Here is a 12,679-nt window from a genome sequence, read left to right as displayed (position 1 = left end):
CAGTTAGCGAGGCAAAAGGGAAATCAAGACGCCCCTTTAACCGTCGCGCGGCATGCGCGGCGTAGTCGAAGCGCCGTGTGGCTGAGCTTGCGCGAGCGTTTGCGCGGGCCGCGGTTCGTTCACATGCCCGTCATGCGCGGGGCGCGGTGCACTCGGCAACGTCGTGCGCTCGTGGCGCGGCACGTTGCCTTCGTCGGTCCAGAGCGGATCGGGAATTTCACCGAACACCTGGCGCAGCCGCTCGCCCCACGTCGAATGAATCATCTGGAAATAGCCATTCGACTGATCGATTGACGCATAACGCGTGACACGCAGCGCGTCGCGCTCGTACACGAGCAGGTCGAGCGGCAGGCCGACCGAGAGGTTCGAGCGCAGCGTCGAATCCATGGAGATGAGCGCGCACTTCGCGGCTTCGTCGAGCGGCGTGTACGGCGTCAGCACGCGGTCGATGATCGGCTTGCCGTACTTCGACTCACCAATCTGGAAATACGGATTGACGCTCGACGTCTCGATGAAATTGCCGGCCGCGTAGATCTGGAACAGCCGCATGGGGTGGCCGCCGATCTGGCCGCCGAGGATGAAACTGCAGTTGAAGTCGACGTTGAAGGTCTTGAGCGCTTCGGCGTCGCGCCGGTGCACTTCGCGCACGGCTTCGCCCACCACGCGCGCGGCCTCGACCATGGTTGGCGCGTTCCAGAGCGTCGCGCGCCCCGCTTCCTGCGGCTCGGTCAAGACCTGGAGCGTCGCCTGCGTAATCGCCAGGTTGCCCGCGACGAGCAGCACGAGCACGCGCTCGCCGGGCTCTTCGAACACGGCCATCTTGCGCGACGTGCTGATGTGATCGACACCCGCGTTCGTGCGCGTGTCCGAAAGGAACACGAGCCCCTCTTCCACTGCCATTGCCACACAGTACGTCATGCGCCTCCTTGCCCATCCTTGCCTTCGCCGCTGTATTTGTTATAGCGGGAAAACTACTGCTGTGACTGCAGCGCGCTCACGTGCACGCTGACATCGAGCGTTTCTCCAGCGCCGCCCACGCGACGACCGCGAACTGGCGCGGCGGCGTCGTAGTCGCGCCCCACCGCGATCCGGCAATATTTTTCGCTGGCAAAACACGCGTGCGTGACGTCCACCGTCACCCAGCCGTTGTCGAGCCAGACGTCGACCCACGCGTGGCTCGCCATCTCGGGCACGTCGCCGGGGTCGATATAGCCACTCACATAACGCGCCGGCACGCCGCGCGCACGGCACACCGCGAGCATCACATGCGCATGATCCTGACACACGCCACGGCCCAGCGCCAGCGCGTCCGCTGCGCTGTGTGTCACGTCGGTGACACCGGCTTCATAGCGCACGCGCTCCGTGATGCGCGAAGCCGCGTGCAGAATGGCCGCCGTGTCGTCGAGCGGCGGCAGGCTGAACGCGAATTCCGTGAGGGCCGCGTCGGCCTCGGTGAGGCGCGTGGGCGAGGTGAAATGGTGCATCGGCACCGTGCCCTCGCCTTCAGGCAAACGGCCATCGGGCAGCGCCACCGTCTCGACTTCGCCACGCACGCGCAGGCGAATTTCCTTGTGGGGGCGCGTGAGCACCAGCGTCGTCAGCGCGTTGCCATAGGCATCGCGGCTCGTATCGAGCTTACCCGGCGCTTCGACGTGCCATTGCTTGACGACCTGCGTGGGCGTGGTGAGCGGCGAAAGCCGCAACTGCTGGATCGAATAATGCACGGGCGCTTCGTAGCGGTACACCGTGTCGTGCCGGATCGCGAGTTGCATGAGGTGAATCCTCCATCGAGACGTTTTGAATATCGATGAGCGCGTAATCGCGCTAACCAACCGGCAACATCAAATACGTGCGCGCGACCTGGTTGCCCAGCTCGTACACACGGGCGAGAAACTGCGTAAGAAACGTATGCACGCCCATCGAGAAAATCTGCCGCAGGTCCGCGTAAAGCAGCTCGGCGCGCAGCTTGCCCGCGGTGCGCTCGACTTCGCGCGAACTGTCGGTGCGCAGCATCGCGAGATTCGTGCAGACGCCGTCGAGCGACGCCAGCAGCGAGCGCGGCATCTGCTGGTTGAGGATGAGCAGCTCCACCACGCGCGCGGGCGTCACCACGTCGCGGTAAACCTTGCGATAGATTTCGAGCGCGGAAACCGAGCTGAGAATCGAGGTCCAGTAATAGAAGTCCTCGAGCTGACGCGCCGCCGAGCGCGAGTCGGCGTTCTCCACATCGACGAAACGCACATCGAGAATGCGCGCCGTGTTGTCCGCGCGTTCGAGGAACGTGCCGAGCTGCGTGAAGAACAGCGCGTCGTCCTGCAACGCCGTGCCGAGGCGCACGCCACGCGACAGATGCGAGCGGAACTTCACCCACTCGAACAGCGCATCGGGACGGGATTCCAGTTCCCCCCCGCGCAACAGCTCGACGAATTGCAGCCACGTATCGTTGATGGTTTCCCACCATTCCGTCGTGAGCGTGCCGCGCACCGCGCGCGCATTCTCGCGGGTCGCCTGCAGGCACGAGTAAATGCTCGACGGATTCGTTGGGTCCGCAACGAGAAACTTGAGCACGTTGCTGCTGGTCGTTTCCTCGTGGCGGGCATCGAAAGCCGGCTCCAGCTCGGAGATGCGCAGCATCGCGCGATGCGTGCGCGGCTCCGCGTCCGCGCTGCCGGGCAGCAGGAGCGCCTTCAGATTGATGTCCAGCATGCGCGCGGTATTCTCCGCGCGCTCCATGTAGCGGGCCATCCAGAACAGATGATCGGCGGTGCGGCTCAGCATGATCGAACCTCTTCTTGTACGTGCATCATGGCAATGGAAATCATTCGAGCACCCAGGTGTCCTTGGTCCCGCCGCCCTGCGACGAGTTGACGACGAGCGAGCCTTCCTTGAGCGCGACGCGCGTGAGGCCGCCAGCCGCCATCTGGATCGTCTTGCCGGAGAGCACGAAGGGCCGCAGGTCGATATGTCGAGGCGCGATGCCCGCCTCGACGAAAGTCGGGCAAGCAGAGAGCGACAGTGTGGGCTGCGCGATGTAGTTGCCCGGTCGCGCGATCAGCCGCTCGCGAAACGCTTCGATTTCCTCGCGCGTGGAAGCAGGCCCGACGAGCATGCCGTAGCCGCCCGCGCCGTGCACCTCCTTCACGACGAGGTCCGGCAGGTGTTCGAGCGTCCAGGCGAGATCGTCGGGACGGCGGCATTGCCATGTCGGCACGTTCTTCAGGATCGGCTTTTCGCCGAGGTAGAACTCGATCATGTCGGGCACATACGGATAGATCGATTTGTCGTCGGCCACGCCCGTGCCCATGGCATTCGCGAGGACAACGCGGCCCGCGCGATACGCCGTGAGCAGCCCCGGCACGCCAAGCGCGGAATCCGGACGAAACGCCAGCGGATCGAGAAAATCGTCGTCCACGCGCCGATAGATCACATCCACACGACGCGGTCCCTGCGTCGTGCGCATGAATACGTAGTTATCCTCTACGAAAAGATCCTTACCCTCCACCAGCTCGACGCCCATCTGTTGCGCGAGGAACGTATGCTCGAAATACGCGGAGTTGTACATGCCTGGCGTGAGCAGCACCACGGTCGGATCGTCCACGCCTTCGGGCGCCACCGAGCGCAGCGTATCGAGCAGCAGGTCGGGATAATGCGCGACCGGCGCCACCTTGTGCTGGACGAACAACTCGGGAAAGAGCCGCATCATCATCTTGCGGTTTTCGAGCATGTACGAGACGCCCGAAGGCACGCGCAGATTGTCTTCGAGCACGTAGAACGCGCCGTCGCGCCCATCGCGCACGATGTCGATGCCCGCGATATGCGCATATACGCCCAGCGGCAAGTCGATGCCCTGCATCTCCGGCCGGTACTGCGCGTTGGTGTAGACCTGCCCGGCCGGAATCACGCCGGCGCGCACGATGTTGCGCTCGTGATAGACGTCGTGCAGGAACAGGTTGAGCGCCTGCACGCGCTGGCGCAATCCGCGCTCGAGCAGCGCCCATTCGTCTGCAGGAATGATGCGTGGAATGAGGTCGAAAGGAATCAGACGCTCGGTGCCGGAGAGGTCGCCATTCACCGCGAACGTAATGCCGACCCGCCTGAACAACAGGTCCGCCTCGGCGCGCTTGCGCGCCATCGTCTCGCCAGTCTGCCTCTCCAGCCATTGCTGGAAGCGTTCATAGTGCGGGCGCACCGCGCCCTCGTCGCGCATTTCGTCATGGACTTGCATCGGTTCGTTCTCGCGCGTGAGTGCAAACTGCGTCAGCGGCGCTGCCGCGTTTCGTCTCATGAATGAGGCGAGAGGCGTAGCGCGCTGCGGTACAGGCTAAAAAGCAAGGCGTATGCCATCGCGATCGGGCCTTGTTTCATGCGCTCGATTGGTGCAACTCGGGCATGATCGGCAGTATCGAAACAGGGCATGTCAGTGCTGTGTCGCATTTGCGCTTCACGCTGGTGCAACGCGCTCGCGCGGCACGATATATGCAGAAGCGACAAGCAACTGAACGGGCCTGGGTCTCAACGACCGAAGCGACCTGCGTGAACGAGCGTCCTACCAAAATCGCTGCCTGGCAAGCGCTTTGCGCGGTCGTGCTCGCGGTCATGCAAGGCGCATGCACGAACATGGAGGGCCCCTTGCCCGCGGCGATCGACCCGGTCGCCGATGGTCCAACGCGCACTTACGTGGCCGTTGTGCAGCGCGACTGGCACACCGACATCTGCTTGCGTGTAGTTGACGTCGATGCCTGGGTCAGCGCACTTGCGCACGAGTTCGACAATCCAATGGTCCTGTGCTTCGGCTTTGGAGAGAGGCAATACGTGGTGGAGCGCCGCCACGATCCGCTAACGATGATCGGTGCGCTCATGCCGAGCCAGGCCACCGTGCTCATGACCGTGCTGCGTGCGCCGCCGGAAGTCGCCTTCGGCGCGCAGAACGTCGTGGAAGTGCCCGTGGACGACGCCGGACTTGCCGGCGTCCAGCGCTATTTGCGCGCTTCGCTGGAAACGGATGCGTCAGGCGCGCCGCGACGCCTCGCCGAAGGACCCTACGTGGGCAGCGTCTATTTCGCGGCGTCGGGGACTTACGACGCCTTTCATACGTGCAATACGTGGACCGCACGCGCGCTGCGTTCGGCAGGTCTCTCCGATGTACCGGACGTGCTGTTCGCGGGCGGTCTGATGCGGGAAGTGCGGCACGCGCTCGAAACGAAAGCGCCCGATGGCGCGATGCCTCACTTTCCACATCAGGCTGCCGCGAGCCAGTGAATCGATCGGCAAATCAACATGGCGCAACACAAGCCGCGCCCGGAGGGGGTGGCGGAGGCGGCGGCGCGTCGGCCTCCGGCTGCTGCGGAACAACAACGGTGCGCGGCGGAGGCGGGTTCGGATCGCTGCTGCTGAACGACAGACAACCTGCGAGCGCGAGCGGCAATAGAAAAGCGATAGCGCTGAATCGATGCATTTGACTCTCCCTGACCGGATTAAAGGCCGGCGCCGCGCGCTTGGGCGCGGTCCTGTCAACGTGGGAGCAAGTCGAATGCCGCTGAAATCAGATCATTGGGACGCAGCGCTCTCGCGGCTGCGCGCCGCCGCGAGGCCCGTGCGGTTTTGCACGCCCCACTTGCGCCGCCCGAGCAGGAAATGCAGCCAGCCGAGCGCCGCGCCGCTGTGGCGCATCAACTGGAACGAGAACGGCTCGAAGATGGCCGCAAGGAACGCCATGCCGAAGCTCGAGTGCGTGCGGTCGCCGCTCCAGCGCCGGTAAAGATGCACGGAGTACATGTGAAACGCGAGGTCGATCGCGATCTTGCCGACGATCACGCCGAGCACCGGCAGCACGATCGTAAAACGCCCGTCGAACAGGAAGCCGATCAACAGCGCGAACGCCGTCAGTCCATAGATGGGCTGTACGGTGTCGAACGCCTTCACCGGCAGCATCATGAGGCCGAGCTTTCCATACAGGCGATTGCCGGTCATGTCGCGATACCAGTACTGCGTCTGCAGAAAGCCCGCGAACCAGCGGCGGCGCTGACGCAGAAAGGTCGTGAGCGTGCCGGGCGCGTCGGTGCGCGCGCGTGCCGTGCCGAGCACGCGCACGTCCCAGCCGAGGCCATTGCGCGCGGAGTAACGGCGCAAGCGGTGAATCAGTTCGTAGTCCTCCACGAGGCAGTCCGCATCGAAGCCGCCCACCGCCATCACGGCGTCGCGGCGAAAGCCAGCAAACGCGCCCGAGATGAGCAAGAGGCTGTCGGCGCGCATCCACGCGAAGCGCGAGATGAAATTGCGGATGTACTCGTAGGTCTGGAACCACTGGAAAAAGCGGCCGCTGAGCGTATGGTCGCAAACCGGCGTGAGCAGACCCGCCGCCGCGACGAGTGCCGGCTCGCGGCCAAATGCGCTCGCCATCGCCGCGCATGCGTCGGGCTCGAGCAGCGTGTCGGCGTCCACGGTCATGACCGCTTCCGTTGCGATCGCAAGCAATGCCGCGTTGAGCGCGCGCGCCTTGCCGCCGTGCGCGAGCTTCAGCCAGCGCAGAGTCGGATACTGCGGCGAAGGTGCGCTCATCTGCTCAACGCCAGGATCGGTCAGGCCATAGCGCTGCGCGAGCAAGGCGGCGGTGCCGTCGGTCGAACCGTCGTCGGCAATCACGATCTGCTGCGGGGCGCGGGTTTGCGCGAACAGCGCGTCGAGCGTGATCGGCAGCACGGCCGCTTCGTTGTGCGCGGCGACGATCACGCCGAGTGTCGGCAGCTTCGCGTCGCCTGCGGCGGCGGGCGTTGCCGCAGGCGCGAGCAGCACGCGCGCCTTCCACGCGACGAACAGCAGCAACACCGTGTCGTAGACGACATAGGCAATGCCAGTGGACCAGGCGACCACGCCTTGCAGGAAGAACGCGCGCGCGAACAGCACGAACCAGAGCGCCATGACGCCCAGATGAATCGCGATGCTCGCGAACGGCGTGGGAGGCGGCACAAGGCGCGGCGACGAGCGGGCGAGCGCCTCTTCAAGCGTGTTTTTCAAGTCGTACCCTTCTCGTGTTGCTCACGGCATCATCCGGCGCAGCACCGAATGACGATCGATCCATTGATGCTTGAGCGCACCGGCAACATGCAGTGCGAGCACGCCATAAAGCGCATAGCTGCACGCCGTGTGCAGCGCGCCGAACTGGTTGTGCAATTGTTCCTTCGTGGCCGCATCGAGATTCATGATGAAGCCGATACGCGGCCATTGCACGAGGCCGAAGAGATACATGGGATGCGACGCGGCGGCGACCCAGGCGGAGTCGTGGAGCCAGCCCGAGAGCGGCATGGCGAAGATCAGCACGTAGAGCGCGACGTGCGCGGCGTGGGCCGACGCGCGCTCCCAGCCCGGGAACTCGGCGGGCAGCGCCGGCGGGCGATGGGTGAGACGCCACAGCACGCGCAGGATCGCGAGCCCGAGCACGGTAATGCCAATCGACTTGTGCGTGTCGATCACGAAGCGGATGGCCGTGTCCGAAAGCGCCCCGTCGGGCAACAGCGCGGCGGTCAAACCCAGCGCGACGTTCGTGAGGATCAGTAGCGCAATCAACCAGTGCAATAGCACGGCAACGCGCGTGTATTTCTGCGCGCCGACGGCGACATCGACAAACGGGGATTCGGCGGAAAGGGAAGGTTTCACGTGGGCTTGGCCGTTGCGGATCAGTAGGGAGAACGCACGGCGCGGCAGATTTATTCCCGCAGCGCGCGGCACGCCGGCGGGGTTGCGCGATGCTGCCCACACAGCGAACTCGCGCATTATGCCCGCTCGTCCCTGACACTGCAGAATCCGCTAGATGGCGGCTCTGCCAGTTTGGCGGCAGACGGCCGCAGTCTTCGCCAACGAGCCCTGTTGGAAATTTCCACCCAAAATCAGGCGTTTACATAATTGTTGCGACGCACAAAAACTTCTTGACACGATTTATGGATGGGTTACCATGAAGTCGATTGCTGCATCGCACAAAACCTTCTCTGCGCGAACCGGTGATCGAACCGAAAGTTTTCGCATTTTCGTAACCGAAACCGAAACCGACGCGTAGCGTCCACCTAAAGGAAAGAGACATGAACCTGCCGACCCCCGAACAGTTCGCCGCCAACCAGAAAGCTGGTCTCGAAGCCCTCTTCGGCCTGACGAGCAAGGCATTTGAAGGCGCGATCAAGCTCGCCGAACTCAACATCGAAACGGCCCGTTCGGCGTTCGCCGAAGGCCAGGAACAAGCCCACCGCGCGCTGTCGGCCAAGGACCCGCAAGGCTTCTTCGCCGCGCAAGCCGGCTTTGCCCAACCCGCCGCCGAAAAGGCGCTCGCCTACGGCCGCAGCGTCTACGGCATCGTCTCGGCCGCGCAAGCCGAATTCGCTACCGCCGCCCAGTCGCAGTACGAAACGCAACAGCGCGCGCTCGAAACGTTCGTGGACAACGCCGCCAAGAATGCACCGGCCGGCTCGGAAGCCGCTGTCGCTGCGATCAAGTCGGCACTGAACGCCGCCAACGGCGCGTACGCATCGGTGAACAAGGCTGCGAAGCAAGCCGTGGAATTCGCGGAAAGCAACTTCGACGCCGCCGGCAAGGCCGCAACGAAGGCCGTCGCGCAAGCGTCGGCACGCGCCGCCAAGCAAACTGCTTAAGCGTTAGGCTTCACTTTCCGCCGGCGGGGGCAACCCCTGCCGCCGGCTGGACTGAAAACGGGCGTGGACCTCGTGCAATGCGAGGTTCACGCCCGTTTGCTTTTTTCGGCCCGTTGCAGCGCCGCGTGGGCCGTCAAGGCGCGCAGCCTGCCGTATCGAACATCGTCGCCAGTGCGCAACTCGACGTGAGCATGCGCGCACCGTCGTGCCCCACGCCCGGGACGATATGAAACATCTGGTTCAAGCCGTCCGCGTGACGGGTTTGCAGGTAGCGATAGAAACTCTGTGCGCGCGCCACGCGTTGCGCACCCTGCGCCTGCGCTGCGCAACTCTTGTCGAGCGATACCGAAGCCGGGTCGTTGTCGTTGCCGCCCACGAGATATTCGATGCGCCGCTTCACATAGTCCGCTTCGAGCTGCGCGGGCGTGCGCCCGGCGATGAACGCCGGCCGCTTCTCCATGCCGTATTTCCAGTGGTCGAAGTCCGCGCAGCGCGAGGCGTCGAATGCCGCTGGCGCGCCGTTCGCGTCGGGCCGCTGCGCATCGAAATAGGCATACGACGACGGACTCGCCACCACGAACCTCACGTCGATTCCCTCGGCGGCAAGCTCGTCCGCATGCGAGGCGATCGCGTAGCGCTGCAACACCTGGGCGCCGCCCGAATGCCCCGCGAACACAATCGTTTTCAGATTGGGAAAGAGACGCCGGTCGGCGAGATGCCGCGCGATGTCGTCGAGCACGGTGTATGAACTCACCGGCACGCCGCTCCTGGCCTTCGATCCGGCCATCCACGCGTTGCCGCGCCAGCTCAGGAGATCGCCCGGGGCGTGGTGCGCGCTCACATCGTCGGTGGCGAGAAACTGCGGCGCGACGAGCAGCGTGCTCGCAGGATCGACGCCCGCCAGCTCGCGCGCACGCTGCGCGGTGCGAAAGTAGGTATCGGCGTTACGCAGCCGTCCATGGACGATGACTATCGCGCGCCGCACGGTGGGCTGCGGCGCGTTCCAGTCGGCGCTCACATAAAGCGGAAATTGCGCGTGGCCTTGCGGGGTCTCGACGAGCATGCGCGCGTCGGCGATGACGCTGACGGGACGCACGGGGCGCCCCTGCGCGAGTGCCGGCGCGACGGCCAGCGCGCTCGCCGCGAGTGCCACCGCCAGTTGCCGAAGCACGTTTGAACGCATGAGGGCACTCGCCGCGAATTTCAGCCGTTGGGAAGCTGCGCGCGCGAGGAGAAGGGGCGGCACTCGCGCCGCCCTGGCAAGCCAGCAAGAAAGCTCAGGAGCCGAACATCCGGTTCACGGCGCGCTCGAGATGCGCGCGCATGGCGATCGCGGCGCGTTCGGCGTCGCGCGCCTGGATCGCTTCGAGCACTTCGAGGTGTTCCTGCTGCACGAGGCGCTGCCGCTCGATCGACTTCACGAGCGAGAGGTTGCGCGACAGGTTCATGCTGAACACCATCTGCTCCTGAATGCCCGAGAGCGCCGTGATGAAGAACTGGTTCTTCGAGGCGCGCGCGATGGCCATGTGGAACGCGAAGTCGTCTTTCGCGCCAATGCCCGAGGTCTCGATGATGGTTTGCAGGTTGTCCCACTCGCGCTGGATCGCGGCGATGTCTTCGTCTTCCGCCTTTTGCGCCGCGAGCGAGGCCGCCCCGGCTTCGACCACCACACGGTATTCGTAGCAGCGGCGAATGTCCGATAGCGTTTCAAGCGGCGCGAAGCGGCGCACGTCCGGATCGGGGCGCCGCATGACCGTCGTGCCCGAACCGTGGCGCGTGGCGATGATACCGTCCGCGCGCAGCTGGGCGAGCGCCTCGCGCACCGTGGGGCGCGAGGTCGCGAAGCGCTCCGCGAGCATGTGCTCGGTCGGCAGGCGCTCCCCTTCCTTGTACTCGCCCTCGATGATGCGATTGAGGATGTCGCTGTAAATCCGCGCCGGCATATTCGGCGCTTTCTGCTCAGACATGATCGGACGGTGCACTTTGGGTTGTCAGGAGTGTCGTCAATTGTAAGTCATATGGCGGGCCGATAGCGTTCTCGTGCTCCCGGCAAGCCCCGTTTTGCGGCTGTTTCAGCCCGCTCGAGCCCACTTGAGCCCGCTTTACCACTTTGTGGCCAATTTACGGCTGCGCGCGCTTTTGCCCGGGTTAGCCCTGGCGCAGCGCACTCACGCGGATGCGCAACTGCGCTTTCTGCGTCTCTCCCGGTTCGAGCCAGCGCAGGCCGAGCCCGGTATGAATCGCGTCGGGCAGGCCGAGCCACGGCTCGACGCAGTAGAAGTCCGAATCGGGCGCGAGCGTCCAGGTCGTGACCGCATACCACGACGCCGATCCGGGCCGGCGCAGATCGATTTCGATCGCGCGCTGTTGCGACGGCATGTCGATGCGCACGGGCCCGTCCGGCTCGCCGTCGAGACAATGAAAGCGGTCGACGATCTGCGCGTCGTCGAAGCGATACTGCGTCGCGCCCGGCGCGGCCCCGGTCGTCGTGCCGTCCGGCAACTGCCGCCGGTAGACGTTGTGCGGCAGCGTGATCGTCGCCTCGCCGCGCTGCGCGTGCGGCAGCGCGAAATAGAAGTGATGGCCCGCGCAGTACGGCATGCGCGCGTCGCCGGTGTTCGTCGTGGTGAGGTCCACGTCGAGCGTCGTTTCGTCGGCAAGGCGGTAGGCGGCCTCGAAGCGAAAGCTGAACGGGTACATCTCGCGCGTCGGCGCACTGTCGCCGAGCGTCATGCGCACGCCGTCGCCTTGCGGCGCGATCTGCGCCACGAACGGCAGATCGCGCGCGAAGCCGTGCAGCGGGATCTCCCGCACGACGCCCTGCGCGTCGCGCCACCGGCCCACCTGGCCATCCACCCACTGCCGCGCGATAAACGGAAACAGCAGCGGATTGCCGCCGCGGATCAGCCCCGGCTTGCTCCAGTCCGGCGCGTCGGGCCAATGGATGATGGGCGCGCCGCCGATCGTCCACGAAAGCAGACGCCCGCCGGCCTGCGGCGCCACCCGCAGCCGCGAAGCGCCGCACGCGAGTTCGATAACGTCCTGGTCCTGAAACTGCGGCATATCGTGTCGCTTGATGAGCAAAAGTCTGGGGCAACGGTTAGGTAGCGGCGCGCAGCGAACCCGCGAAGTCAGGTTCGGGCAAGCCGCGTACCCCAGCGTCGATGGCGAACACGAGGCCGTCCTGCTCACCGGTTTGCGGCGGGCAGATCGTCGTGACGTAGAGCACATCGAGATTCGCACCGCCGAACGCGCACATCGAAGGCTTCGCAACCGGCACGGCGACGCTGCGCTCGAGCCGCCCTTCGGGCGTGAAGCGCAGCAACCGGCCCGCGTCGTTCGCGCAGATCCAGTAGCAGCCGTCGGCGTCCACGGCCGCGCCGTCGGGTCGACCCGTGTAGTCGTGCAGATCGGCGAACACGCGGCGATTCGTGGGCACGCCATCGTCGATGTCGTAGTCGAACGCCCAGATCAGGCGGCTCGACGCGTGCGAGTCGGACAGATACATCGTGCGGCCGTCCGGCGACCATGCGAGGCCGTTCTGCGTGCACAGGCCATCGACCACGGGCGCCGACAAACCATCGTGCGCCGTGTAGCGATAGAGCTTGCCCGCCGGGTTCGGCTCCGAAGCGTCCTGCACCATCGTGCCGGACCAGAAACGGCCCTGGCGATCGCAGCGGCCATCGTTGAAACGCATGCGCGCGGCCTCGTGTGCCACGTCCGCGAGCGGCCGCACGCTCACCTCGCCTGTCCGCGCGTTCGCGGCCGGCTCGTGCAGCGTCACGGCGAACAGTCCCGTCTCCAGCGCCGCGAGCACGCCGCCATCGCGCGCGAATGCAAAGCAGCCAATGCGCTCGGGCAGCGCCCACTCCGTGCGGCGCGCCGTATCGACCGCATAGCGCACGAGCGTTTGCGCGGGAATATCGACCCAGTAAAGCGCGCTTTCCTCAGCGCGCCACACGGGGCACTCGCCTACCGACGAGCGGCGCGCATCGTGCGCTTCGAGCGGACGCGCCGGCGCTGTCGACACTGCATCCAGCGTC

12 protein-coding genes are annotated in these 12,679 nt (G+C 65.3%); 2 read left to right on the top strand and 10 right to left on the bottom strand.

Annotation, left to right across the window (positions count from 1 at the left end; genetic code table 11):
- Positions 1 to 36: 36 nt before the first annotated feature.
- From FAZ97_RS17000 to FAZ97_RS16985, 4 genes are read right to left on the bottom strand one after another with little or no spacing between them, the layout of a single operon-like run.
- Positions 37 to 918, bottom strand: a complete 882-nt coding sequence (locus tag FAZ97_RS17000; protein WP_158759620.1) for a proteasome-type protease — start codon at positions 916 to 918, stop codon at positions 37 to 39.
- Positions 919 to 971: 53 nt separating this feature from the next.
- Positions 972 to 1,772: a transglutaminase family protein gene (locus tag FAZ97_RS16995; protein ID WP_158759619.1), complete on the bottom strand. Its 801-nt coding sequence runs from the start codon at positions 1,770 to 1,772 to the stop codon at positions 972 to 974.
- 52 nt (positions 1,773 to 1,824) lie between these two features.
- Positions 1,825 to 2,778 carry an alpha-E domain-containing protein gene (locus tag FAZ97_RS16990; protein ID WP_158759618.1) on the bottom strand — a complete coding sequence of 318 codons (954 nt, stop codon included), beginning with the start codon at positions 2,776 to 2,778 and terminating at the stop codon, positions 1,825 to 1,827.
- Between the two features lie 40 nt (positions 2,779 to 2,818).
- A complete protein-coding gene (locus FAZ97_RS16985; RefSeq protein WP_158759617.1) occupies positions 2,819 to 4,225 on the bottom strand; it encodes a circularly permuted type 2 ATP-grasp protein in 1,407 nt (468 codons plus the stop codon).
- A 308-nt stretch (positions 4,226 to 4,533) separates the two neighbouring features.
- Here FAZ97_RS16985 and FAZ97_RS16980 point away from each other — a divergent pair, with 308 nt between their 5' ends.
- Positions 4,534 to 5,259, top strand: a complete 726-nt coding sequence (locus tag FAZ97_RS16980) for a DUF2459 domain-containing protein (RefSeq protein WP_158759616.1) — start codon at positions 4,534 to 4,536, stop codon at positions 5,257 to 5,259.
- A gap of 288 nt (positions 5,260 to 5,547) precedes the next feature.
- Here the strand turns inward: FAZ97_RS16980 and FAZ97_RS16975 are convergent, their stop codons facing one another.
- Together FAZ97_RS16975 and FAZ97_RS16970 are read right to left on the bottom strand one after the other, a co-directional pair.
- A complete protein-coding gene (locus tag FAZ97_RS16975) occupies positions 5,548 to 7,014 on the bottom strand; it encodes a glycosyltransferase family 2 protein (protein WP_158759615.1) in 1,467 nt (488 codons plus the stop codon).
- Between the two features lie 21 nt (positions 7,015 to 7,035).
- Entirely contained in the window at positions 7,036 to 7,653 is a 618-nt protein-coding gene (locus FAZ97_RS16970) for a cytochrome b (protein WP_233271779.1), read from the bottom strand.
- Positions 7,654 to 8,072: 419 nt separating this feature from the next.
- On the opposite strand from FAZ97_RS16970, the gene phaP reads away from it, so the two are divergent.
- Entirely contained in the window at positions 8,073 to 8,636 is a 564-nt protein-coding gene (gene phaP, locus FAZ97_RS16965; protein ID WP_158759613.1) for a TIGR01841 family phasin, read from the top strand.
- Between the two features lie 133 nt (positions 8,637 to 8,769).
- Here the strand turns inward: phaP and FAZ97_RS16960 are convergent, their stop codons facing one another.
- The 4 genes from FAZ97_RS16960 to FAZ97_RS16945 all read right to left on the bottom strand — a co-directional run bounded on the left by FAZ97_RS16960 (position 8,770) and on the right by FAZ97_RS16945 (position 12,666).
- Positions 8,770 to 9,819: an alpha/beta fold hydrolase gene (locus FAZ97_RS16960; protein WP_158759612.1), complete on the bottom strand. Its 1,050-nt coding sequence runs from the start codon at positions 9,817 to 9,819 to the stop codon at positions 8,770 to 8,772.
- 94 nt (positions 9,820 to 9,913) lie between these two features.
- Positions 9,914 to 10,603, bottom strand: a complete 690-nt coding sequence (locus tag FAZ97_RS16955) for a FadR/GntR family transcriptional regulator (RefSeq protein WP_158759611.1) — start codon at positions 10,601 to 10,603, stop codon at positions 9,914 to 9,916.
- A 181-nt stretch (positions 10,604 to 10,784) separates the two neighbouring features.
- Positions 10,785 to 11,699 (bottom strand): aldose epimerase family protein, encoded by a 915-nt coding sequence (locus FAZ97_RS16950; protein WP_158759610.1) that lies wholly within the window; start codon positions 11,697 to 11,699, stop codon positions 10,785 to 10,787.
- Between the two features lie 37 nt (positions 11,700 to 11,736).
- A complete protein-coding gene (locus tag FAZ97_RS16945; RefSeq protein ID WP_158760966.1) occupies positions 11,737 to 12,666 on the bottom strand; it encodes an SMP-30/gluconolactonase/LRE family protein in 930 nt (309 codons plus the stop codon).
- Positions 12,667 to 12,679 lie beyond the last annotated feature (13 nt).

This window comes from Paraburkholderia acidiphila (assembly GCF_009789655.1).
Taxonomy (GTDB): Bacteria; Pseudomonadota; Gammaproteobacteria; order Burkholderiales; family Burkholderiaceae; genus Paraburkholderia; species Paraburkholderia acidiphila.
This window is presented reverse-complemented; position numbering and strand designations above follow the sequence as displayed.